The 22033-nt window shown below is 61.9% G+C and carries 25 protein-coding genes; 17 read left to right on the plus strand and 8 right to left on the minus strand.

Going from position 1 to position 22033, the window contains the following annotated elements; all coding sequences use genetic code 11:
- The first annotated feature begins 10 nt into the window (after positions 1 to 10).
- From rfbG to rfbC, 3 genes are read left to right on the plus strand one after another with little or no spacing between them, the layout of a single operon-like run.
- Positions 11 to 1075: a CDP-glucose 4,6-dehydratase gene (gene rfbG, locus VMW12_00385; protein ID HUZ48174.1), complete on the plus strand. Its 1065-nt coding sequence runs from the start codon at positions 11 to 13 to the stop codon at positions 1073 to 1075.
- Entirely contained in the window at positions 1072 to 2301 is a 1230-nt protein-coding gene (locus tag VMW12_00390; protein ID HUZ48175.1) for a class I SAM-dependent methyltransferase, read from the plus strand. The genes rfbG and VMW12_00390 overlap by 4 nt, the downstream gene beginning before the upstream one ends.
- Complete coding sequence (gene rfbC, locus VMW12_00395) at positions 2298 to 2840, plus strand: dTDP-4-dehydrorhamnose 3,5-epimerase (GenBank protein HUZ48176.1); 543 nt, start codon at positions 2298 to 2300, stop codon at positions 2838 to 2840. The genes VMW12_00390 and rfbC overlap by 4 nt, the downstream gene beginning before the upstream one ends.
- Before the next feature lies 1 nt (position 2841).
- On the opposite strand, the gene VMW12_00400 is transcribed toward rfbC, so the two are convergent.
- The gene (locus VMW12_00400) at positions 2842 to 3504 is read right to left on the minus strand and encodes a hypothetical protein (GenBank protein HUZ48177.1); all 663 of its coding nucleotides are present in this window, start codon (positions 3502 to 3504) and stop codon (positions 2842 to 2844) included.
- Between the two features lie 2 nt (positions 3505 to 3506).
- Positions 3507 to 4664: a DegT/DnrJ/EryC1/StrS family aminotransferase gene (locus VMW12_00405; GenBank protein HUZ48178.1), complete on the minus strand. Its 1158-nt coding sequence runs from the start codon at positions 4662 to 4664 to the stop codon at positions 3507 to 3509.
- A 114-nt stretch (positions 4665 to 4778) separates the two neighbouring features.
- On the opposite strand from VMW12_00405, the gene VMW12_00410 reads away from it, so the two are divergent.
- Positions 4779 to 5420 (plus strand): acetyltransferase, encoded by a 642-nt coding sequence (locus VMW12_00410; GenBank protein ID HUZ48179.1) that lies wholly within the window; start codon positions 4779 to 4781, stop codon positions 5418 to 5420.
- On the opposite strand, the gene rfbF is transcribed toward VMW12_00410, so the two are convergent.
- From rfbF to VMW12_00430, 4 genes are read right to left on the minus strand one after another with little or no spacing between them, the layout of a single operon-like run.
- A complete protein-coding gene (rfbF, locus tag VMW12_00415; GenBank protein ID HUZ48180.1) occupies positions 5417 to 6190 on the minus strand; it encodes a glucose-1-phosphate cytidylyltransferase in 774 nt (257 codons plus the stop codon). The two genes, VMW12_00410 and rfbF, sit on opposite strands and share 4 nt — an antisense overlap.
- 41 nt (positions 6191 to 6231) lie before the next feature.
- Positions 6232 to 6954: a sugar phosphate nucleotidyltransferase gene (locus VMW12_00420; protein HUZ48181.1), complete on the minus strand. Its 723-nt coding sequence runs from the start codon at positions 6952 to 6954 to the stop codon at positions 6232 to 6234.
- Positions 6955 to 6971: 17 nt separating this feature from the next.
- A complete protein-coding gene (rfbB, locus tag VMW12_00425; GenBank protein ID HUZ48182.1) occupies positions 6972 to 7976 on the minus strand; it encodes a dTDP-glucose 4,6-dehydratase in 1005 nt (334 codons plus the stop codon).
- 2 nt (positions 7977 to 7978) lie between these two features.
- Positions 7979 to 9442: a tetratricopeptide repeat protein gene (locus tag VMW12_00430; protein ID HUZ48183.1), complete on the minus strand. Its 1464-nt coding sequence runs from the start codon at positions 9440 to 9442 to the stop codon at positions 7979 to 7981.
- Positions 9443 to 9625: 183 nt separating this feature from the next.
- Between VMW12_00430 and rpsB the strand changes: the two genes are divergently transcribed.
- From rpsB to VMW12_00490, 12 genes are all read left to right on the plus strand, one after another.
- Entirely contained in the window at positions 9626 to 10411 is a 786-nt protein-coding gene (gene rpsB, locus VMW12_00435; GenBank protein HUZ48184.1) for a 30S ribosomal protein S2, read from the plus strand.
- 30 nt (positions 10412 to 10441) lie between these two features.
- A complete protein-coding gene (gene tsf / locus VMW12_00440; GenBank protein ID HUZ48185.1) occupies positions 10442 to 11053 on the plus strand; it encodes a translation elongation factor Ts in 612 nt (203 codons plus the stop codon).
- A 6-nt stretch (positions 11054 to 11059) separates the two neighbouring features.
- On the plus strand, positions 11060 to 11803 hold the full coding sequence (gene pyrH / locus VMW12_00445) for a UMP kinase (GenBank protein ID HUZ48186.1): 744 nt from the start codon (positions 11060 to 11062) through the stop codon (positions 11801 to 11803).
- Between the two features lie 24 nt (positions 11804 to 11827).
- Positions 11828 to 12382, plus strand: coding sequence for a ribosome recycling factor (frr, locus tag VMW12_00450; GenBank protein ID HUZ48187.1), 555 nt, complete (start codon positions 11828 to 11830; stop codon positions 12380 to 12382).
- Positions 12383 to 12390: 8 nt separating this feature from the next.
- Positions 12391 to 12621, plus strand: coding sequence for a hypothetical protein (locus VMW12_00455; protein ID HUZ48188.1), 231 nt, complete (start codon positions 12391 to 12393; stop codon positions 12619 to 12621).
- Positions 12618 to 13364: an isoprenyl transferase gene (locus VMW12_00460; GenBank protein ID HUZ48189.1), complete on the plus strand. Its 747-nt coding sequence runs from the start codon at positions 12618 to 12620 to the stop codon at positions 13362 to 13364. Before VMW12_00455 ends, VMW12_00460 begins: the two co-directional genes overlap by 4 nt.
- Positions 13361 to 14158, plus strand: coding sequence for a phosphatidate cytidylyltransferase (locus tag VMW12_00465; GenBank protein ID HUZ48190.1), 798 nt, complete (start codon positions 13361 to 13363; stop codon positions 14156 to 14158). The genes VMW12_00460 and VMW12_00465 overlap by 4 nt, the downstream gene beginning before the upstream one ends.
- Positions 14155 to 15309, plus strand: a complete 1155-nt coding sequence (locus tag VMW12_00470; protein HUZ48191.1) for a 1-deoxy-D-xylulose-5-phosphate reductoisomerase — start codon at positions 14155 to 14157, stop codon at positions 15307 to 15309. The genes VMW12_00465 and VMW12_00470 overlap by 4 nt, the downstream gene beginning before the upstream one ends.
- 19 nt (positions 15310 to 15328) lie before the next feature.
- Positions 15329 to 16477 (plus strand): M50 family metallopeptidase, encoded by a 1149-nt coding sequence (locus VMW12_00475; GenBank protein ID HUZ48192.1) that lies wholly within the window; start codon positions 15329 to 15331, stop codon positions 16475 to 16477.
- 36 nt (positions 16478 to 16513) lie between these two features.
- On the plus strand, positions 16514 to 17620 hold the full coding sequence (gene ispG, locus VMW12_00480) for a flavodoxin-dependent (E)-4-hydroxy-3-methylbut-2-enyl-diphosphate synthase (protein HUZ48193.1): 1107 nt from the start codon (positions 16514 to 16516) through the stop codon (positions 17618 to 17620).
- Positions 17617 to 18090 carry a stalk domain-containing protein gene (locus tag VMW12_00485; protein ID HUZ48194.1) on the plus strand — a complete coding sequence of 158 codons (474 nt, stop codon included), beginning with the start codon at positions 17617 to 17619 and terminating at the stop codon, positions 18088 to 18090. Before ispG ends, VMW12_00485 begins: the two co-directional genes overlap by 4 nt.
- Before the next feature lie 90 nt (positions 18091 to 18180).
- On the plus strand, positions 18181 to 19275 hold the full coding sequence (locus VMW12_00490; protein HUZ48195.1) for a hypothetical protein: 1095 nt from the start codon (positions 18181 to 18183) through the stop codon (positions 19273 to 19275).
- Here VMW12_00490 and VMW12_00495 read toward each other — a convergent pair.
- Positions 19272 to 20819 carry an amino acid permease gene (locus tag VMW12_00495; protein HUZ48196.1) on the minus strand — a complete coding sequence of 516 codons (1548 nt, stop codon included), beginning with the start codon at positions 20817 to 20819 and terminating at the stop codon, positions 19272 to 19274. The genes VMW12_00490 and VMW12_00495 overlap by 4 nt on opposite strands.
- Positions 20820 to 20871: 52 nt before the next feature.
- On the opposite strand from VMW12_00495, the gene VMW12_00500 reads away from it, so the two are divergent.
- Positions 20872 to 21414, plus strand: a complete 543-nt coding sequence (locus VMW12_00500) for an NUDIX hydrolase (GenBank protein HUZ48197.1) — start codon at positions 20872 to 20874, stop codon at positions 21412 to 21414.
- Here the strand turns inward: VMW12_00500 and VMW12_00505 are convergent.
- Positions 21411 to 22019 (minus strand): cob(I)yrinic acid a,c-diamide adenosyltransferase, encoded by a 609-nt coding sequence (locus tag VMW12_00505; GenBank protein ID HUZ48198.1) that lies wholly within the window; start codon positions 22017 to 22019, stop codon positions 21411 to 21413. The genes VMW12_00500 and VMW12_00505 overlap by 4 nt on opposite strands.
- Between the last annotated feature and the right edge of the window lie 14 nt (positions 22020 to 22033).

Genomic DNA, 22033 nt, shown 5'->3' on the forward strand with positions numbered 1-22033 from the left:
CTGCGTGGGAATGATCGGCGTGACCATAGACGCGCAGTTTTGGCGGGGCCGACGTGTACTGATAACTGGGCACACGGGCTTTAAGGGGGCTTGGTTAAGCGCCGTTCTATTGGAGGCGGGGGCGCGCGTCACCGGCTTTGCGTTGGAGCCGGCAACGGAGCCGAATCTTTTTACGCTGCTTGGGCTGGAACGAGAAATCGATTCTCACGTTGGGGACGTTCGAGACCTTGAGGCTTTACGTAGGGTCGTCCGCACCGCGGAGCCGGAATACCTATTTCATCTCGCGGCACAAGCATTGGTGGCCGACGGTTATGCGGATCCGGTGGGGACCTACGCAACGAACGTCATGGGAACCGTCAATGTGCTCGAAGCCGTCAGGGCGATCGATCCGTTGCGCGCGGCGGTGGTGGTCAGTAGCGATAAGTGCTACGAGAACCGCGAATGGGTTTGGGGCTATCGCGAAATCGAACGCATGGGCGGAAACGACCCCTACAGCAGCAGCAAGGGCGCCGCGGAACTGGTCGTTCACGCGTACCGTCGTTCGTTTTTTTCGTCGGGGCCTGCGATCGCCTCGGCTCGCGCCGGTAACGTGATCGGCGGCGGCGATTGGTCGAAAAAGCGCCTGGTCCCCGATGTCGTAAGGGCGGTCCTGCGCGGCAGCGAGCTTGAATTGAGAAATCCAACCGCGGTTCGGCCATGGCAGCATGTCTTAGAACCGCTCTCGGGATACCTACTACTTGCTAGGCGCGCGGCCGAGGATCCTCGGGCTTTTGCGGAGGCTTGGAATTTCGGGCCCGCGGGGATGCAGCAGATAACCGTTGCAGAGATGGCCGCGCGGCTCTTAACGGAAATGGGCTCTCATACAAAGGTGAAGGTTGTCGATCGCCACGAGCCGCACGAGGCGCATCTTTTGTTGCTGGACTCCGCCAAGTCGCGAGACCGGCTGGGCTGGCGCAATCGGATGAGCGACGAGCAGGCAATCCGCCGAACTGCCGAATGGTATCGCGAATGGGATGAGGGGGCCGATGTGCGGGACCTGACGCTCCGGCAGATTCGGGAGTACTTCGACGCATGAACGGCGAGTTATGCTGCCGCTCGTGCGGCGCCCCGCTCTCGGTGACGTTCGCCGACCTCGGTTCGTCCCCGCTCTCGAATTCCTACATTCCCGGCGATCGCTCCCGCGCGATGGAACCGACCTACCCGCTTCATGCATACGTGTGCGAGCGATGCTTTCTCGTACAATTGGAAGTGGTCCAGTCGCGCGAGCACATCTTCTCCGAATATGCCTATTTCTCGTCGTATTCGGACTCGTGGCTGGCGCACAGCCGGAACTACGCCGGGATGGCCATCGATCGCTTGGGTTTGACGGCGCAGTCGCTGGTGATAGAGGCTGCCAGCAACGACGGCTATCTCTTGCAATATTTTGTGTATGCCGGCGTTCGCGTCCTCGGCGTCGAGCCGGCCAGGAACGTAGCCGCGGTCGCCCTCGATCGCGGCATCGCGACCGAAAACGTTTTTCTGGGCGAAGCGAGTGGGGGCGAACTGCGTCGGCGTTATGGTGCGGCAGACCTACTGATAGCTAACAACGTGATCGCGCACGTACCGGACGTCCACGATTTCTTCGGTGGGCTCGCTGCGCTTCTGGCCGAGCGGGGATCCCTGACGGTCGAGTTCCCCCACCTCATGCGGCTGATCGAAGGCGTGGAGTTCGATACCATCTATCACGAGCATTTTTCCTACTACTCCCTGCATTCGTTAGAGGGCGTACTCGAAGCGCACAACTTAGCCGCGTACGACGTCGAAGAACTCTCGACTCACGGTGGATCGCTGCGCGTTTGGATCGGCCACAAAGGAGCGTTCGAGGAGTCTGCGTCCCTCGGAAATTTCAGGCGACGAGAGCGCGATTTCGGCATTACGTCGATCGGCGTGTACCGCGATTTCTCGGCCAAGATCGCATTGCGCAAGCGCCAGGTCCTTCGGTTCTTGCTGGACGCGGCAGAGCAGAAGAAAAGCGTCGTCGGTTACGGCGCGCCCGCCAAGGGTAATACGCTACTGAACTATTGCGGAGTCGGCACGGATCTCTTACAGTACACGGTGGATCGCAATCCGGCCAAGGTGGGAACGCTCCTGCCCGGATCGCGCATCCCGGTTTTCGAAACGGACCGCTACAAACAGACGAAGCCGGATTACATCTTCATCCTTCCGTGGAATCTGCGGGACGAGGTGGTCGCTCAAAATGCGTTCGCGCGCGAATGGGGAGCTCGATTCGTCGTCGCGATGCCGGAACTAGAGATATTTTGAAGTTTGCGCCGACCGCGCTTGCCGGCGTATTTATCGTCGAACCCGAAATGCACCACGACGCGCGCGGTTTTTTTGCTAGAACGTTCGACGCGCAGGCGTTTGGTGCCCAGGGTCTCGCGGATAGGTTCGATCAGCAAAGCATAGCGTACAACGCCCGTGCGGGTACGATTCGCGGTCTGCACTACCAAGTTCGACCGCACGGCGAATCGAAGCTCGTCCGCGCTACGCGCGGTGCTCTGTACGACGTCGCCGTGGATCTGCGCGCCGATAGCCCAACGTTCGGGCGCTGGGTTGGCGTTCGGCTCGACGATGAGAATCGCTTGGCCCTGTACATCCCACAGGGATTGGCGCACGGCTATCAGACGCTCCAAGATGATACGGAAGCGCTCTACCTTATCGCCGGGGCTTACGCTCCACAGTCGGCCCGAGGCGTTCGGTTCGACGACCCGGCGCTCGGCATAGCGTGGCCGCGCGAAGTGACCGCGCTATCGAACGCCGATAGTGCGTGGCCGACGCTGGATGAAGCCACGCTGCCCTAGCCTATGGCGCAACCGAATCCCAATACTGCTCCATGAAATTCCGTCGCCGGGCTTTGATCAGCAATTCGGGGGATCGGCCGATGGCGATATGGTCGGCCGGGACGGTGTCGTCGATCACCGTCGAGTTTGCGGAAACGACCGATCCGCTACCAAGGCTCGTCCCGCCGAGGATCATCGAGCCGCCGTAAATGACCACGCCGTCTCCAATGGCCGGTTGGCGCCCGGACTCCGTTCCGACCGTGACGTTTTGGTAAGCCACGAAATTGGAACCGTACGACGCCTTGCCGAGCACCGTCCCGACCGTGTGGATGAGCAAAAAAACGTCCGGAAGCGCGGTATCGTACATGCAAACGAGGCCGTTCTGCATCTTGTTGAACAGAAAGAAGAGCGACGCAAGCTCTAGGAGCCCCGATCGGTAGGCGCTATTGGCGCAGAAATAGTAGAAACTCGCGTTCTGATCTGCGTGGAGATGATTGAAAAACGGTTCGCCGTTTTTTCTGTATCCTGGGAGAACGACGTCTCGAAAACATACGGCGAGTCGACGTAAAGCCTCATCGACAACCTCGTCGAAGCCTGCAAAAGCACCGTCCGCGACGGGGAAATGAAATCGCAGTTGCGTGCGAAGGTACGATTTTAGGTCCGATGCCTCAAGCGAAAGCCGCACGTTTAACCGAAAAAGCTGACGACGCCGTCGATGACGCGGTCCACAAATGCGGGCTTCATATTCGAATGCAGCGGCAGCGTAACCACCTCCGACGCGACGCGATTGGTGACGCTCATGTCGTCGCGACGGCAATGCGAGAAGTACGAGTGATCGTGAACGGGCATGAAGTGTATGCCGGCGGCGATGCCGCGTTCCTTCAGGTGCTCGATGAGCTGTGTGCGTCGGTTCCCGAGCACTCGCAGGCTATAGATGAACGGGCTCACGTCTGCGTAGTCGCGCCGCAGCACGCGCGCGCCGTCTAATGACGAAAACACTTGGCTGTAGCGTTCGCAGACGACCCGACGGCTGGCAATAAATTCTTCGATCCGTTTGATTTGTGAAACGCCCACGCTGGCCATAATGTTGGTGAGGTGGTAGCGATAGCCCTGATCGACGACGTCGTATTCCCACGCCCGCGCGTTCTTGTATCGTTCGGTCGTGTCTTTGTCTACGCCGAGCAGTCGAAGGTGCTGCAGTTTGCTTAGCTCCTCCTCGCTGTTGACGACGACGCAGCCACCGTCGATGGACGTGATGATTTTAACCGGGTCGAAACTAAAACACGCGATATCGCCGTCGCTGCCGATTTTCGCTCCGTCGATCGTGCTGCCCAGAGCGTGGCATGCATCTTCGATCACTCGAAGCCCGAACTCGCGCGCGAGGGCGTACGTGCCTTTGCGGTCGCACGGGATCCCGGCGAAATGCAAGGGTATCAACGCTTTCGTTCGGCTGGTTACGAGCCGGCGGGCTTTCTCAACGTCGATGCCGAGATTATCGTCGCGTATGTCGCACATAACGACGTCTGCGCCGGTATACCGGATCGCCTGGTGGTCGGCAACGTAGTTGAAAGATGGGACGATAACTTCGTCGCCAGGTCCAACGCCGGCGGCGAGGAGGGCGATATGGAGCGCCGAGGTCCCGGTATTGGTGGCAACGACGTGTCGCCCGTCTAACTTGAGATATGCTGCGATGCGTTCCTCGAAGTCTTTCGTCGTGGCTCCCATCCCAAGCCAACCGACGTCCAGGGCATCCGTCAGATGTTTGAGCGTGTCGACGCCGATGTGCGGAGCGAACACCGGGATGTGTTCGAGGGTCTCACCGACGCCCTGCCGGATTGCCTGCATGGAGCTCCTTTTTCGTGATATCTGCGGATGTTGAATGGCTCAACTTCAATCATCGGCTATCAGAATGGGCGCATTGAGCGGAGGACACGTTGTACGGAAGGCCAATCGGCGTGCATGCGGATCGTGCTGTGGGGGTCCACCGGCCAAGCGATCGTCCTCGCCGAGCTCTACGAGCGCCTGGGCGTGCCCATCGAGGCGCTCTTCGACAACGACCCGCTCGCGACTTCGGTGCTACACGGCGTCCCGCTGTACCTCGGTGGCGAGGGCTTCCAGCGGTGGCTCGAGCGGCGCGATCCTGGCCCGGTCATGGGGCTCGCGGCGATCGGCGGTGCGCGCGGCCCGGATCGGATTGACGTTCAAGCGGCTTTCGAGCGCAAGGGTATAGCCGTTGCTACGGCGGTGCATCCGGCGGCGTATGTGGCCTCCAACGCCGTGGTCGGTAAGGGGAGCCAGATGCTTGCGGGGTCCGTGGTGGCGGCTCGCGCGCGAATAGGCGAGGCTTGCATCGTGAACACTCGCGCGAGCGTCGATCACGAGTGCGAGCTTGAGGCGGGCGTTCACATCGGGCCGGGCGCGACCTTAGCCGGTTGCGTTACGGTCGGCAGAAACGCATTCGTTGGAAGCGGAGCGGTCGTGCTTCCGCGTGTGACCATCGGCGCTGGCAGTATCGTCGGCGCAGGTAGCGTGGTGACGAGGAACGTCGAAGCGGGAGTCGTCGTCGTTGGGAACCCCGCGCGCGTGCTCCGGGCTCGCTAATCCCAGACTTTCCACGGAGGGCTGCCACCCGCCCAAAGGCTTTCGAGGAGCGTCTTGTCGCGCATGGTGTCCATCGGCTGCCAAAAGCCGCTGTGTTTATATGCGGCGAGATTGTGCTCGAGCGCGAGGCGCTCCATCGGCTCTCGCTCCCAAATAGTCTCGTCTCCTTCGATGTAATCTATGACGTCGGGATGCAGCACGAAGTACCCGCCGTTGATCCATACCCCATCACCCGGGGGCTTTTCACGGAACGAGGTAATGCGATGCTCCGAGAGTTCGATCTGCCCGAACCGTCCGGGCGGTTGAACTGCCGTGAGGGTGGCTAGCGCACCTTGGGAGCGATGAAATGCGATCGTGTCGGCGACGTTGACGTCGCTCAGGCCGTCGCCGTACGTGAAGCAGAAGAGCTCGTTAGGCTCAAGGTAGCGGCGCACCCGTTTGAGGCGGCCGCCCGTCGCAGTTGCCTCTCCCGTATCGACTAGCGTGATCTTCCATGGCTCGACGTCGCTGCGATGCACGGTCAACGCATCTTCCCGCAGGTCGATCGTCACGTCGGACATGTGCAAGGCGTAGTTGTGAAAATACTCCTTGATCATGTAGCCGCGGTAGCCGCAGCACACGATAAAGTCGTTGATGCCCCAATGCGAATACGTCTTCATCACGTGCCAAAGAACCGGCTTGCCGCCAAGATCGATCATGGGTTTTGGGCGAAGCAGCGTCTCCTCGCTGATGCGAGTCCCGAGCCCTCCCGCAAGAATAACCGCTTTCATCTCGATGTTACGTCCCCCAGAATGCGCGGATGCATCTTCGATCAAAGCCCGTGTTGCGTCGCTACGAGCTGCGTGGCGCGATAGAGCGATTCAAATTGCCCGGCGTCGGTCCACCATCCGTCGAGCACGTCGTAGTGCATGTCGCCTTCCCGGATGTACGCGTTGTTGACATCGGTGATTTCCAGTTCACCGCGATCCGAGGGCTTGAGCTTGCGGCAGAAATCGAAGACGCGGCGATCGTACATGTAAATGCCGGTCACGGCGTAGTTGCTCTTCGGGTGCTCGGGCTTCTCTTCGATCCGCACGATCCGGTCGCCGTCCAGTTCCGGAACGCCGAAGCGCTCCGGATCGTCGACCTGCTTGAGCAGGATGCGCGCGCCCGAATCCTGTTGTTCGAACTTACGAACGTACGGCGAAATGTCGTCTTGTACGATGTTATCGCCCAAAATGACCGCGATGCGCTGGCCTTCGGCGAAATGCTCGCAGAGCTTGAGGGCGTCGGCGATGCCGCCTTCGCCTTCTTGGTAGGTGTAGTAGATGTCTTTCAGTCCGAAGTCGCGACCGTTGCCGAGCAAACGCAGAAAGTCGCCGGCGGAATTGCCGCCCGTCACGATCATGATGTCCTGGATGCCGGCTTTGCACAGCGTCTCGATCGGATAGTAGATCATCGGCTTGTCGTAGATCGGCAGCAGATGCTTGTTCGTAACTTTGGTAAGCGGACGCAGGCGCGAGCCTAAGCCGCCGGCGAGAATGATGCCCTTCATGCGGTTCCTACTTTAGATTAGCGGTGCGCGTACTGGCGCTTGTAGTAATCGAGAAATTCGCCTGATTTGAGCGGTCGCCACCAGGCTTCGTTGGCCTGATACCAAGCGATCGTGGCGCGCAGCCCGTCCTCGAACGGCACCACGGGCGCCCATCCGATCGCTCGGGCCTTGGCGGTATCGATCGCGTAGCGCCGGTCGTGTCCGGCGCGGTCTTCAACGTGACGCACGTGCGCGTCCATCGAGCGTCCGCAGCCGCCCACGAGCAGTTGCGTGATCTCCATGTTCGTGCGCGGGTTGCCGCCTCCGACGTTGTAGATTTCACCCAATGCGCCGTGCTCGAGGACGTGTAGGATACCGCGTGCGTGATCGTCCACGTGGAGCCAATCGCGAATCTGCAGTCCGTCGCCGTACACCGGCACCGGTTGATCGTCGATGAGATTGCTCACGAACAGCGGGATCAGCTTCTCGGGATATTGATACGGCCCGTAGGTGTTGCTGCCGCGCGTGACGAGCACCGGCGTTCCAAAAGTCGTCCGGTACGCGAGCACCTGCATGTCGCCGCCGGCCTTGCTGGCGGAGTACGGGCTGCGCGGGCGGAGCGGGTCGTCCTCGCGCGATTCGCCTTCGCTCACGTCGCCGTAGACTTCGTCGGTCGAGACTTGCAGATAGCGCGCGATGTCGTGCTTGCGCACCGCTTCCAGCAAGACGTGCGTGCCGAGAATATCGGTCCGCAGAAAGGCTTCGGGGTCGAGAATCGAGCGGTCGACGTGGGTTTCGGCCGCGAAGTTTACGATCGCATCGACGCCGTCGCCGATGGCCGAATCGACCGCGACCGGATCGCCGATGTCGCCCTTGACGAACCGGTAGCGCGGACTGGTTTCGACGTCGCGGAGATTCGCGGGGTTTCCCGCATACGTCATCGCATCGAGGTTAACGATTGAAAGCTCGGGCCGTTCGCGCAACGCCAAACGGATAAAGTTCGATCCGATGAAGCCGAGCCCACCGGTGACTAACCAACGCATGCTCAATGCTTTCGGCCGGACGCCTGCGAAACCTTATTGCGGAGCATCGCCCCGACGGCATCGAAGACGCGCTCGATCGGCCCGCGACGATAATCCCAACGGGCGTCGCGCTGGGGCGGCACCAACACCATCGTCGCGTTGGCTTCGAAGACCACCACGCTTCCGTTCGCCCCGATCGTGAAATCGACGCCGCCGTAGTCGAGCCCGAGGGCCTCCGATACCGATCGCAAGGCGCGGATCGCCTCGGCTCCGATCGCCGCGGGCATATCCGCCAAGAACGCCTCGTCCTCGGCACGGTGAGCGGCGTTCTCCGCCATGTCGGCGCTGAAGTAGTGCACCTTCCACAGCGGCGAGATCGCCATGTGGACGGGGTACAGCTCGCCCCCGACGAGCATGGCGCGGTACTTGCGGTAGAGGCCGTCCGCATTGCGCGTATCGAGGAATGCGATGGCGAGGAGCTCGTCGCCGGGCAGCGCGGAGGCCGCCGCGCCGAGCTCGCCCGGGCTATCGACGCGAACGAAGTGCTGCCCGGTGTGATAGCCGGGCGAACGGAGCAAGAGCGGAAAGCCGTGGCCGTGCCCCTCGAGGATCGTCGACCCGGCCGGCCCGCAGAGGACCGCTCGCGGGAGCAGGGTGGTTCGGGCCGTGACGACGCCCGGAAGCGAACCCAAACGCGCCGCATTGGCCGCCCGCCCGGTCGGGCTAATGCGCTCCGGCGGATTGACGAGCGGCGCCTTCGAGCCGGCGAGGATCCCGCCGGCATCTTCGAGGGCGGCCACGCAGCTCTCGGCGTCGCCGATCGCGTTGAAGGCCAACTGGTGGTGCGGCAGGGGCTGGGACCGGTTGTAGTACTCAACCACCAGCTTGGTCGTCTCAAAGACCCGGTCGTCGATCAGGCGCTCGGTGGAGATGTTCCCGGAACCGGCGGAGACGAGCAGCAAGAGCGGGATGGGGCGGCCGCTGCCCCGGTAGGGCAACACCGTCATCGCCGGCCCGGCTCCGGCCTCCCGCAGCTCGGAAACGGCCGTCGCCTCCCCGAGCTGGGTAAGCACGGCCATGAGCCCCCGTTGGGCCTCCGTATTCGTGGGGTCCAGCCGCAGGGCGATCTCGTAGTGGTCGCGAGCCCGAGCCGGCTCCTGAGCTTTCAGGAACATGAAGGCCAGGTTGGCGTGGGCGACCGGGTTATCGGGGTGCCGGTCCACGGCTTCCGCATAGAGCTTGAGGGCATCGCCCCGGCTCCCCGTCCGGTAAAGCAGCATGGCCAGGTCGTTGATCGCGCCGAAGTGTCCGGGCGAGCGGCCCAAAACCGCGAGGTACGCCTTCTGGGCCGCGTCGGTCCGCTCGAGCTTGTCCAGCAGCCGCGCGCGCTCGAAGGCGAGTTCGGTGTTCCCCGGAAGCCGCCGCAAGCGAGCGTCGACGTCCTTGAGCTTGGCTTCTAGGGAGCGCTTGGGGCTAGTGGGGGCCATGGGGCCGCAGAGTTCGCGCCCGGCACCGAAGACCTTTGCCTGTGGACCCGGGCGTGCGACCGTGTTATACTCTGGCGGTTGTCACTCACTACACCCCGCATGGATGGGGGGTGCGTATGGCTCTCGATAATGGTCCGCACGCCAGGACGGCACGCGACCTGAGGCCAGAATGGAGACCCTATCGTGTCGGTTATTACCATGCGCGAATTACTGGAAGCCGGCGTTCACTTCGGGCATCAGACCCGTCGTTGGAACCCCAAGATGAAGCCGTTCATCTTCCAGGAGCGTAACGGCATCTACATCATCGATTTGTCGCAGACCGTCCAGCGGATGCGTGCGACGTACGCGGCCGTCAAGCAGATGGCCCACGAAAAGAAAGTCATCCTGTTCGTCGGCACCAAGAAGCAGGCGCAGGAAGTCGTCAAGGAAGAGGCCGAGCGCGCCGGTACCTACTTCATCAACCAGCGCTGGCTCGGTGGAACGCTGACCAACTTCTCGACGATCCAAAAGCGCATCGCTCGCCTGCGCGAGCTCGAAGGCATGAAGGCTCAGGGCGATTTCGATCGGCTTCCTAAGAAAGAAGTCGCGAAGCTGCAGGATGAGATGAACAAGCTCGAGCGATTCTTGGGCGGCATCAAGGATATGCATCGCTTGCCGGACGCGATCTTCATCGTCGATCCGAAGAAGGAGCGTATCGCGGTCCTCGAAGCCAAGAAGCTCAAGATTCCGATCATCGCCGTCATCGACACCAACTGCGATCCCGACGAGATCGACTATCCGATTCCGGGCAACGACGACGCTATTCGGGCCGTCAAGCTCATGGTGAGCAAGATTGCCGATGCGATCATCGAGGGCCGTACCGAAGTCGAGAGTTCGATCGACGAAGAGACCGATTACGCGCAGAGCTACGCCCCGGAAGAAGAAGCTCCGGTCACCTTGGCCGAAGCTGAAGCTGCCGCCGCCCTCTAAAATCGCCGCCGCAACTACTGGAGAACATTGGTGTCTACCTCAACCTCTTACTCGCCTAAAGCCGACGAAATCAAATCGCTTCGGGAGCAAACCGCCGCGCCCATGATGGACTGCCGCAAGGCGCTCATCGAGGCGGCGGGTGATTTCGAGAAGGCCAAGACCGTGCTGATCGAACGCGGTGCGGCTCAAGCCCAGAAAAAAGCCGAGCGCTCGGCCAACGAGGGCCTCGTGAGCAGCTACATTCACGCCGGCGGCAAGATCGGCGTGCTGGTCGAAGTCAATTCCGAGACCGATTTCGTAGCGCGCAGCCCGAAATTCGCCGAACTCACGCGCGACATCGCGCTGCACATCGCCGGGATGGCTCCGCAGTACGTCGATCGCGCGGCGGTTCCCCAGAGCGTCGTCGACGAAGCGAAGAACGAATTTCGCGAGTCGGCGCCGGCCGGCAAGCCCCCCGAGGTGCTCGAGAAGATCGTGGAGGGCAAGCTTAACAAGTGGTTCGAGGAGCGCGTGCTGCTCGATCAGCCGTTCGTGAAGGACGATTCGCTCAGCGTGGGCGATATGATCAACGCGGCCATCGGCTCGCTTGGCGAGAACATCCGGGTGCGCCGTTTTACGCGCTTCGCTCTTGGAGAAAATTAAGCTCGCTTGGAACCCAACGGTCGTAGCCCCCGGTTCGCCCGCGTCCTCCTAAAGATCTCCGGCGAAGCGTTCGCGGGGAATGATGCCGGTGTTGACGTTCACACCACGCGCGGAATGGCCGAGCAGATCGCCGAGGTCAGTCGCGCGGGCGTGAGCGTTTCGGTCGTCGTCGGCGGGGGCAATATCTGGCGCGGTAAGATCCACGAAGAAGCGGGCATGGATCGTGCGACCGCCGATTACATGGGAATGCTCGCAACGGTCATCAACGCGCTGGCACTGCAGGACGCGCTCGAGCGCATGGGCGTGCCTTCGCGCGTGCAGACGGCGATCGCGATGCATCAGATCGCCGAGCCGTACATCCGTCGCAAAGCAATGCGCCATTTGGAAAAAGGGCGCGTCGTGATCTTCGCAGCCGGCACCGGGAACCCGTACTTCACCACCGATACGACGGCGGCGTTGCGAGCGGTGGAGATGAATGCCGAAGCGATCCTCAAAGCCACGAAGGTCGACGGCATCTATTCGGCCGATCCAAAGAAAGATCCGACCGCGACGCGCTTCGATCGGCTCGATTACATGGACGTGCTGCAGCGCGGCCTCGAAGTGATGGATTCCACCGCGATGGCGCTCTGCATGGATAACAATCTACCGATCATCGTCTTCGACATGGCCGCGCCCGGAAATATTCGACGCGTCATCTGGGGCGAACGGATCGGCACCTATGTCGGTAGAGAGACCCCCTCGCTCGTATAACCCTCGCTCGGGAGAACGTTGACCATGTCGGAGTATTTCAAAGATGTCGAGTCGCGCATGACCAAATGCGTCGACGCCACCCAGGCGGATTTCGCCGCGATCCGTACCGGGCGTGCGACGCCCGCACTGCTCGATCGCTTGCACGTCGAAGCCTACGGGCAAGCCGTTCCGCTCAATCAGGTTGCCGGCGTCTCCACTCCCGATTCGCGCACCCTCGTGATCAGCGCTTGGGATAAAAGCACGGTAGCCGAGATCCGCAAGGCCATCGAGAAAAGCGATCTTGGGCTCACCCCGAACATCGACGGCACGACGATTCGTCTGATCATTCCGCCGCTCAACGAAGAGCGTCGCAAAGATCTCGTCAAGGTGATGAAAAAGAAGGCCGAAGACGGCAAAATCGCCGTGCGCAACGTGCGGCACAAAGCGCACGACGAGCTGAAAGCACAGCTCAAGAACGGCGAGATCACCGAAGACGATAATAAGCGCATGCAGGATCAACTGCAGAAGCTCACGGATCGATTCATCAAGGATATCGATTCATTGGTCACCTCCAAAGAAAAAGAAATCATGGAAGTCTAAGGACGACCGTGTTACCCGAAAGCAACGATCTCGTTCTCATGCCGGAAGTGCAGGTGCGTCGTCTCCTGCGCGGCCGGCGTTTGCATCTGCGCGTGCTCGCTCCGGTTGGATCGTGGGTGGGATGCGGCGTGTTGCGCGTTCTGCACTTGCGGCCGCGTGAAGACGATGCGGTCGACGTCATCGCCGGATACGAATCGTACGAATCGCTCGAACCCGCACGCGGGCGCGCGAGCGCGTGAGCGTCTCGCACAACGCGGCGCCTTCCCCGCCGCAACTCGATCCGCAAACGATCCCGCAGCATATCGCCATCATCATGGACGGCAATCGTCGTTGGGCCAAAGCTCGCGGGCTCCCGGCGATCGAAGGCCATCGCCGCGGCATCATCGCGCTGCGCGCGGTAACGCGAGCCGCCAGCGATATCGGCGTTCGAGCCGTGACGGTCTACGGGTTCTCAACGGAGAATTGGACGCGCGAAGTCAGCGAGATTTCGCTGCTCTTCGATCTGTGCGTCCACTTCGCAAAACACGAGCTTGCCGAACTCAATCGCAATAACGTGCGGGTGCGGATTATCGGCGATTGGGAGGCGTTGCCTCCACGCTCGCGCGAAGCGTTGCGCGGCTTGCAGGCGCAGACGGCTTCCAACGACGGGCTCATCCTCAACATTGCGGTGAACTATAGTTCGCGGGCGGAGTTGCGGCGCGCCGTGCGTGCCATTGCGGCCGACGTCGCCGCCGGGACGCTCCAACCCGACGCGATCGACGACGCACGTATCGCCGCCGCGCTCTATACGGCGGACGTGCCGGATCCCGACCTCTTGATTCGCCCCGGTGGCGAGCAGCGGCTCTCGAACTTTCTGCTCTACCAGTTGGCGTACACAGAATTGGTCATGACGCAGACGCTATGGCCCGATTTCACGGGCGACGAACTCGTTCGCGCGGTTGCGCAATTTCAAGCGCGCCAACGGCGGTTTGGCGGCGCGTGACCCGGCGCATCGTCGTTGGCGCGATCGTTGCGGCGATAGGCCTGGGATGCGTGAGCTACGCGTGGTGTTTCTACCTGCTGTTGCTCGTCATCGGTCTGGCAAGCATCTACGAACTCAATTATCTCTGTGAAATCAAGGGCCAGCCGCTGGAGTATCCGGTTGCCGTGTTCGGCGTGTCGGCGTACCTTTTGCTCTCCGTGACCGACCTTCTGCGAAAGTGGGAGGGCGCGCTCCTTGCCGGTATCGTGATCGCGACGTTCTGGATCGGCATGTACGGCGAGCAGAAAGGCTACTTCGCCCGCACGGCCTACACGCTGCTCGCGGTGCTGTACATCGGTAAATTGCTCACCTACTTCGTGCTGATTCGCGAGGTTCCGGTGGTCGGTATGTGGTGGACGTTCGACGTGATCGTCCTGATCGCATTAACCGATATTTTCGGCATGTTTATCGGCACGCTGATCGGGCGCCATCAGCTCACCAAGATTTCGCCGAAGAAGACGGTCGAAGGATCGGCCGGTGCGATCGTGGTCGTGACGCTGGTCTCGATTGCCGCGACGCAGTTACCGCAATTGCAGCTTTTGTGGTGGCAGGGCGCGATCCTCGGCATTCTCACCTCGGTCGCCGCGCAGGCCGGCGACTTGGCGGAGTCGGCCCTCAAGCGCGACGCCGGCGTGAAGGATGCGGGGTCGATGATTGCCGGGCACGGCGGCGTGCTCGACCGATTCGATTCGTATCTCTTCGGCGGCATGGCCTTTTTCGGCACGCTGCATCTTATGGGTATCTTGCAACTATGAGCGGGCGTCGCAAGGTCGCGATTCTAGGCAGCACGGGTTCCATCGGCACGCAGGCCCTGGACGTTCTCGAACGGCATCGCGATCGGTTCGAAGTCGTGGGCTTGGCCGCAGGGCGCAACGAGCGCCTGCTACGCGAACAAGTCGAACGATTCGCCCCCCGCATCGCTACCGTGGCTTCGGACGGCGCGGATGCGCTGCGACGCGTAGCGGTGGAGAGCGAGCCCGATATCGTTCTGGCCGCAACCGATGGCGCCGTCGCGTTCGATGCGGTCTTCGCCGCGGTCGCGCGCGGAACCGATATAGCCGTTGCCAACAAAGAGCTGATCGTCGCGGCGGGCGAACTCTTGATGGATGCCGCAGCTCGCAGCGGCGCCCGGATCCTGCCCGTCGATAGCGAGCATAGCGCGATCTTCCAATGCCTTGTGGGAGAAGATCCCGCCCGGGTCGCCGGGATCATCTTAACCGCTTCCGGAGGGCCATTCTGGCGGACCCCGGCCGGCGAGATGGCCGACGCAACCCTCGACCGGGCGCTCGCCCACCCGACCTGGCAGATGGGTACCAAAAACACGATCGACTCGGCGACGATGATGAACAAGGGCTTGGAAGCGATCGAGGCCAGCCGCTTGTTTTCCGTACCGGGCGAGCGCGTTCACGTGGTCGTCCACCCGCAGTCGATCGCCCACGGCTTCGTGCTGTTCGCCGACGGCAGCGTGAAGGGCCAACTCTGCGCCCCGGATATGCGCCTGCCGATCGGTTATGCGCTCGCCTTCCCGGACCGGATCGTCGGGGCGCAGCCCGCCCGTTTCGACGTGCTCGAGGCACTCGGGGCCAAACCCCAGGAGCCCGCGTTACGTTACGAATTCGAACGCCCGGATCTGGAGCGGTTCCCCTGTTTGCGGCTGGCCTACCAAGCGCTCGAGGCCGGGGGCACGCTTCCGGCCGTGCTCTCAGCCGCAAACGAAATCGCGGTGGAAGCGTTCGTAGAAGGTATAATGCGATTTGGGCGGATCCATGCGGTGATCGAAGCTACGATGCAGGCTGTGCCACAGCACGAAGCATCGATCGACGCAATTCGTCTTGCAGATCGTCAAGCGCGCGAGGTGGCGCGCGGTTTCGTCGCATCGCTCGCCGAACCCATCGTACGTCCGTAAGGAAGAGAGTCTAACGCCCGTGTTGTTTGCCCTCATCACGCTCGCATCGCTCGGAAAAATCATCACGTTCCTCTTCATGCTCTCGGTGCTCGTCGTGCTGCACGAGTACGGGCACTTTCTGGTTGCGCGGCGCAACGGCGTCCGCGTCAACGAGTTTGCCGTCGGAATGGGGCCGAAGCTGTTCGGTTGGACGAGCAAACGGAGTGGGACGCTCTACTCGATTCGGGCGCTGCCGATCGGCGGCTACTGCGCCATGGAGGGCGAGGACGGCAAAACCAGCGAGGCCGAGCAGCAGCGCGAGTTTCGCGATCGCCTCGACGCGCCGAGCACCGCGGTAGCCGCCCCGAGCGCCGTCAACTTTCAGGGCAAGACGCCTTGGCAGCGGCTGGCGATCGTGTTGGCCGGCCCGGTCGCGAATTTCATCCTGTGCTACGTGATTCTGGTGGTCGGCGCGTTCTCGTTCGGCGTGATGGGCAATACGCCGACCGCTGTGGTCGGCGAAGTCAAGGCCGGCTACCCGGCAAGCGCCATCGGGCTACACGTCGGGGATAAGATCGTCGCGATCGGCGGGACGCAGATTCGCGACGGTAACCAGGTGGTCTCGATCATGCACGCTTCCAAAGGCAAGCGCCTCGATCTCGTCTACGACCGTTCCGGCGAACGCCGCGAAACGTTCGTTACGCCCGTTCCCTGCTTGCCCGGGTCGAAGCTCGGATGTATCGGCATTATTCCGGCCTCGCAGTTTACGCATGTGGCGCCGTTGGCCGCGCTGACGATCAGCGGCCAAGAATTCCTGGGCATCGCGGATCAAACGTTCAGCAGCCTGGGGCTGCTCGTGACGCATTTCACGCAGTACGCCAGCCAAGTCTCGGGCCCGATCGGCATGGGTCAAGCGGCCGGCGTCGTGCAAGATTTCGGCTGGGGCCCTTACCTGATGCTCGCGGCGACGATTTCTTTCGCGCTCGGGCTCTTCAACTTGCTGCCTATTCCGGCGCTGGACGGCGGGCGCGCGGCATTCATCATCGCGGAATTGCTGCGCGGCAAGCCGGTCGACCCCGATAAAGAGGCGATGGTGCATATCGGCGGCTTCGCGGTGCTGATCGCGCTCATGCTGCTCGTAGCCGCGCACGACATCGCGCGCATCGTGGCCGGAAAGGGAGTCTTCTAGGTGATTCACCTGCGGCGCAAAAGCAATCCGATCTTCCTGCAAAATAAAACCGGCAAGAGCGATGCGAAGAGCGTGTGGATCGGCGGCGACCATCCGGTTGCGGTGCAGTCGATGACCACGACGGATACGGCCGATGCCGAGGCAACGCTCGAACAGATCTACGGCCTGGCGATGGAAGGCTGCGAGATCGTTCGCGTTACCGTCAAAGATCCGCCGGATGCGGCTGGTCTCCCCGCGATCGTGCATCGCTCGCCCGTGCCGATCGTTGCGGATATCCATTTCGATCATAAGATGGCCCTGGCGGCGATCGAAGCGGGCGTTGCGAAATTGCGCCTTAATCCGGGGAACATTCGGGATCCCAAGAAAGTCGCCGAAGTCGTCAGCGCCGCCAAGACGCGCGGCATTCCGATTCGCGTCGGCGTGAACATGGGCTCGCTCGCACCGGACCTTGAGAAAGCGTTCGGCCTTACCGCGCAGGCCATGGTGGAATCGGCGCTGCGTCACGTGGCGATCCTGGAAGAACACGGCCACACCGACATCGCGATCTCGCTCAAGGCGCACGACGTTCTAACGACCGTGGCGGCGTATCGCTTGATGGATCGGCGCTTAGCGGAGCGCAACACGCCGTACGCGCTGCACTTGGGCATCACCGAAGCGGGGCTGCTCCGCGACGGCACGATCAAATCGTCGATCGGTCTGGGCATCCTATTGTTCGAGGGGATCGGCGATACGATCCGCGTCTCTCTCGCGGCCGATCCGATTGAAGAAGTGCCGGTTTGCTGGGGCATCCTCAAATCGCTCGGTCTGCGCGAGAAGGGCTTTGAGATTACCGCCTGCCCGTCGTGCGGTCGCGCGGAGATTTCCGTGCTGGAACTGGGGCGTTCGGTCGAGGCGATTGCCAAACAGTATACCGCGCCCGTGAAGGTTGCGGTGATGGGCTGCGTCGTCAACGGACCGGGCGAATCGAAGATGGCCGACGTCGGCGTCGCCGGCGGTAAAGGCAAGGGCGCGATCTATCGAGCCGGGGAGTTGGTGGGAACCTACCCGGAAGACGAGTTACTCGGGATGTTGCGGCTCGAGATCGAGAAGGTCATCGCCGAGAAATATCCGGATTACGCGCACGAGATCGGCATTCACGCATGACGTATGCCCGGCCGGCCATCCAGACGCTGATCCTTACGGGCGTCGTGGCGTTGGTTGCGTCGGCTATGCTGGCGTTATCCCATCCGGCCCAGTTGCGCATCGACGGTCAACGCGTCGAGAGCGACGTTCCTCCCATCACCACGGCCGCGCAACGCGTGTTCGTTCCGTTACGGGCGGTTGCCGACGCGTTGGGAGCCCAGACGCTCGTCCAAGGGAATAACATCTACATCATTCGCGGTAAGCAATCGTTGCGACTGCGCGTCGGCGATCGCCATGCGACGCTCAACGGAATGCCGCTCACGCTGGAGCGCGCGCCGTTTCGCGTGCGCGGTCGTGTGATGATCGGTATCAAGGCGCTGGCCCTCGCGCTCAACGTGCACGTCGACTACGATCCGCGCACCGCCCGCATCAACGTGCTCACGCCCGGGATCGGCCAAGCCGATGCATCCTCGGTTCCCGCGACGCAGTAGGTCGCGCGAGGAGCGTGCCCGCAGAATGTAAAAGTGTCACAGGCGGGTTCACTCTTGTTGCAGGAAAGCGATTCGTCGCGCTATGAGTGCATGAGCTTTCTGATTTATATCGACCGCGCCGGCGACGTACATGCGCCCGATGTGGAATACGGGGTCGTGGCACCTGGACAGACGATCGTGATTTCAGGGTGGCTTGCGGACCCCGAAAATGCGCGCGTCGCGCGCAAGGTGACCGGTCTCGTCGACGGCTTCTTTCCCGTCGAAGCTACGGTGGTATCGCGTCCCGATATCGCCAAGCACTTCGGGCACGATGCGCTGGAACGATGCGGCTTCGCCTTTGAGATTCCGAGCAAAGCATGCGGAATCGGCGAGCATGAGTTTACGTTTAGGTTCTTCGACGAAGCCGGAGAGGTGTACGACGCGAAGCCCCTGCCCATCCGCGTCGTCGCGTATACCGGAGGCCTCGCGTCGCGGATCCTCGTCGCGGCGGCCCCGAAAAGCGGATCTACGTACACGTCGATGATTCTACAAAAGTATTTCGAACTCGACGAGCCGCACGTCGCAGGTATGCATTGGCAATGGGAACACAACCTGGATGCCAACGTCGTCGATCGACTGCGCGGCCGGTCGTACGTACTGCAGCGGCACATGCGCCCATACGCTCCAAATCTCGCCGCGATCCGAAACGAACGTATCTCGGTCGTCGTGACGTGGCGTAATCTTGCGGACACGATTGTGTCGCTGGACGATCACGTTCGCAGAGAAGGCGTCGCTCAACATTTCCTGATGTATTCGGTCGACGCCGCTTACCTCGCGATGCCGGATCAACGCCGCTATCAATTTTTGATCCGTTATGCCGCGCCGTGGTATGTCAGTTTCTATCTCGGCTGGAAGGAGCAAGGGATTCCGATCGCTCGTTACGAGTTGCTCGCAAGCGATCCGCTGGCCTATTTTACGGAGACGATCGCGACCATCGCCGGGAGCGTCGATCGCGCGCGCCTGTCTGCAGTCCTGGATTCGAATGCGATGTCGGGCAGAACTCGCGGCAACGTCGGTACGAACGGGAGGGCGCTCGAAGCTTTCTCGCAAGAGACTCGAGATCTCTTAGAGGATCTTCTGCGCGCTCACTTCGTTCCGCTGGACGAACTGATCGGCGAATTACCATGGCATAGCGCAACCGTTTAGGGAGCGAATTCGCTGATGCCTTCGGGCTCTTCGACCGGGACGACGTCGTCGGGATTGGATTTGTGAAAGCCGTAGCTAAAGAAGAAGATCAGGCCGATGACCAGCGCGATCAGGAACCACACCCAGGTCGTGCGCGAGAGGCCGAATACCGCTAGGAAGAGCGAAAATACGATGCCCAAGATCGGGAAGAGCGGCACGAACGGAACCCGAAACGTTCGCGGAATATTCGGCTTGCGTTTGCGTAAATACAGCACGCCGGCGCACACGACCGTGAACGCGATCAGCGTCCCGATGTTCACTAGGTTCAGCAGGCTGTTGAGCGGCACGATGAGCGTGAGGATCGCGACGACGACGCCAGTGGACATGGTGGTCACGATCGGCGTTTGATACTTGGGGTGGATGATCGCCACCACCGGAGGCAGCATCTTATCGCGCGCCATCACGTAGAAAATACGCGATTGTCCGAGTAACGAACTCAGCGCGACGCTGGTCGTCCCCGCCAATACGCCCATGGTGATGACCCAATTGAGAATCGGCATGTGGAGAGGGGCGAGCGCGTAGACCAGGGGATTTTTGATCGGGACCTGGCTCCAAGGCAGCGCGCCGATGAGCACGAGCGCAGTCGCGCAATAAATCACCGTGCCGATCGCGAGCGCGCCGATGACGCCCATGGGAACGTCGCGCTGTGGGTTTTTACACTCTTCGGCGGTGGTCGTTGCCGTGTCGAAGCCGATGTAGCTGAAAAAGACGTACGCGCCGATTGCTACGATGCCGTATGGCTGCGCCGATTCAACCGCACCGCCGAACGGCTTGAGCGCGCCCCAGCCATGTGGAGAGAGTTGGTTCCACCACGTTTGCGGCGGGCCGCTCACGAAATGAGCCGCCTTAAAGAGCCAAAGGCCGGCGATGACGAACACGATCAACGCCGATATTTTGAGCACGACGAAGATGTTGTTGGTCGTAGCGGATTCGCGAATGCCCACCGATAGCAATGCTGAGAGCCCGAGAACGAACAACGCTCCGACGACGTCGTACTGCGAGTGCAGCAGGTCCCAGCTGCCGAGTTGCCACCACGGGCCGTGGATAATCAAGTTCGATTGCTGCGCCCACGCCGGTAACGACACGCCGATCGATTTGAACACGTCTTGGATGGCGGCCGAAAACTGCTGCGCTACCGGCGCGGCGCTGATGCCGTATTCGAAAATCAGCGCGAAGCCGATGATCCAGGCAAACAGCTTGCCCATCGTCGCGTACGCATAGGTGTAGGCGCTGCCGGCGACGGGAACCATCGCACCGAGTTCCGCATAGCAGAGCGCCGCAAAGAACGACGTGAGGCCGGCGAGCAGGTACGAGATGATGACCGCCGGCCCCGCGCCTTTGACGCCGGTACCGATGGTGGTGAAGATTCCGCCGCCGATCATCGTGCCCAGGCCGATTGCAATCAGATCCTTGGCCGTGAGCGCGCGCTTGAGGATGCGTCGAGAGCCGAGCTCGCGTAGCTTATCGACATTCGTTGTAGCGAACAGTTGGGAGACGAACGACATTCCGCGACCGTTCGCAAGGATGGGCGGCCCGTCCCCCCGGAACCTCGCAGGCATGGATGCTTACCGTCGCCTGCGTTCGCGCGAGGCCTATCGCAATCGCTGGATCAGTGTGGAGGTGCACGAGATCGTGCATCCGAGCGGCGTGGCGGGGGAGCACGTTGCGATCGTCACGCCCGCGGCGAGCGCGGTGGTGGTCCTGGACGGCGAGGAGCTGGTCTTTGCCCGGCAGCCGCGCTTCGCCGCCCAAAAAACGACCGTTGAGATCGTCAAAGGCGGTGCCGAAGCGGGCGAATCGGCGCTGGCGTGCGCGCGGCGAGAATTGCGCGAAGAGCTCGGGCTGCAGGGCGGTATCTGGGAGTCGCTCGGCGAGGTGTACGAACTCCCGTCGATCGTCGCGCATCCGGTCGCGCTGTTCGTCGCGCGCGATCTCTCGGCGTGCTCGGGGGCACAGGAAGACGTGGAATCGATCTCGCCCGTGCGGATGAGCCGCGCCGCCGCGTTCGATCGCGCCCTGCGCGGCGACATTTCCGATGCGGTCACGCTCGCGGCGCTGCTGCGCTTCGGCTTGCGCAGCGGGGCGTTACTGCTTTCCTAACCCAGCGCGGCCGGCGGCGCCGTGGCGGCGTTCCAGAGATACTCCGGTTCGCGCAACTCCGCATTGATCCAGCGCGACCAGACAAAGAGCGCATCCGAGAGGCGATTCAGGTACTCAAGCGTGGTGACCGATACGCCGTCGTCGTGTTCCATCAGCGTCACGAGCAGTCGCTCCGCCCGTCGCGCGATCGTTCGCGCGAGGTGGAGAAAGGCTCCGGTGGGTGAGCCGCCCGGATGGATGAAGTTCGCCAGCGGTTCGAGATCGATCTGCGCTTCGTCGATCGCGCGTTCGAGCGCCTGGACGTCCTGCCGCTCGACCAGCGGCATACCCTCCCAGCGATCTTTCGGCATTGTGGCAAGATCGCTCCCGAGGTTGAAGAGCATGTCTTGCGTCCAGGCCAGCCAAGCATCGAGCCGCTGGGCGCGGCGATGGGTGGCAAGCAGGGGGCGCATCTGCGTGCGAGCCAGGCCGATCGCGCTCGAGAGCTCGTCGACCGTTCCATAGGTTTCGATGCGAAGCGCGTTCTTTTTAACGCGCTGGCCGCCGACCAAGCCGGTGGTGCCGTTATCGCCGGTACGCGTGTAGATTCGGGTGAGCTTGGGCATACCGGCGAGGTTTC

The sequence above is a fragment of the Candidatus Dormiibacterota bacterium genome, assembly GCA_035532835.1.
In the GTDB taxonomy this organism is placed as follows: domain Bacteria; phylum Vulcanimicrobiota; class Vulcanimicrobiia; order Vulcanimicrobiales; family Vulcanimicrobiaceae; genus DAHUXY01.

Coding starts and splice junctions, on each gene's coding strand:
- VMW12_00405 (HUZ48178.1), bottom strand. CDS start 4,664: ATGCAGGCAATCCGGCAGGGCGTCGGTGAGACCCTCGAACACATCCCG.
- frr (HUZ48187.1), top strand. CDS start 11,828: ATGTCGGAGTATTTCAAAGATGTCGAGTCGCGCATGACCAAATGCGTC.
- VMW12_00485 (HUZ48194.1), top strand. CDS start 17,617: ATGACGTATGCCCGGCCGGCCATCCAGACGCTGATCCTTACGGGCGTC.
- VMW12_00390 (HUZ48175.1), top strand. CDS start 1,072: ATGAACGGCGAGTTATGCTGCCGCTCGTGCGGCGCCCCGCTCTCGGTG.
- VMW12_00495 (HUZ48196.1), bottom strand. CDS start 20,819: ATGTCGTTCGTCTCCCAACTGTTCGCTACAACGAATGTCGATAAGCTA.
- rfbG (HUZ48174.1), top strand. CDS start 11: ATGATCGGCGTGACCATAGACGCGCAGTTTTGGCGGGGCCGACGTGTA.
- VMW12_00500 (HUZ48197.1), top strand. CDS start 20,872: ATGGATGCTTACCGTCGCCTGCGTTCGCGCGAGGCCTATCGCAATCGC.
- VMW12_00420 (HUZ48181.1), bottom strand. CDS start 6,954: ATGAAGGGCATCATTCTCGCCGGCGGCTTAGGCTCGCGCCTGCGTCCG.
- VMW12_00410 (HUZ48179.1), top strand. CDS start 4,779: ATGCGGATCGTGCTGTGGGGGTCCACCGGCCAAGCGATCGTCCTCGCC.
- VMW12_00470 (HUZ48191.1), top strand. CDS start 14,155: ATGAGCGGGCGTCGCAAGGTCGCGATTCTAGGCAGCACGGGTTCCATC.
- VMW12_00430 (HUZ48183.1), bottom strand. CDS start 9,442: ATGGCCCCCACTAGCCCCAAGCGCTCCCTAGAAGCCAAGCTCAAGGAC.
- VMW12_00490 (HUZ48195.1), top strand. CDS start 18,181: ATGAGCTTTCTGATTTATATCGACCGCGCCGGCGACGTACATGCGCCC.
- rfbF (HUZ48180.1), bottom strand. CDS start 6,190: ATGAAAGCGGTTATTCTTGCGGGAGGGCTCGGGACTCGCATCAGCGAG.
- VMW12_00505 (HUZ48198.1), bottom strand. CDS start 22,019: ATGCCCAAGCTCACCCGAATCTACACGCGTACCGGCGATAACGGCACC.
- rfbB (HUZ48182.1), bottom strand. CDS start 7,976: ATGCGTTGGTTAGTCACCGGTGGGCTCGGCTTCATCGGATCGAACTTT.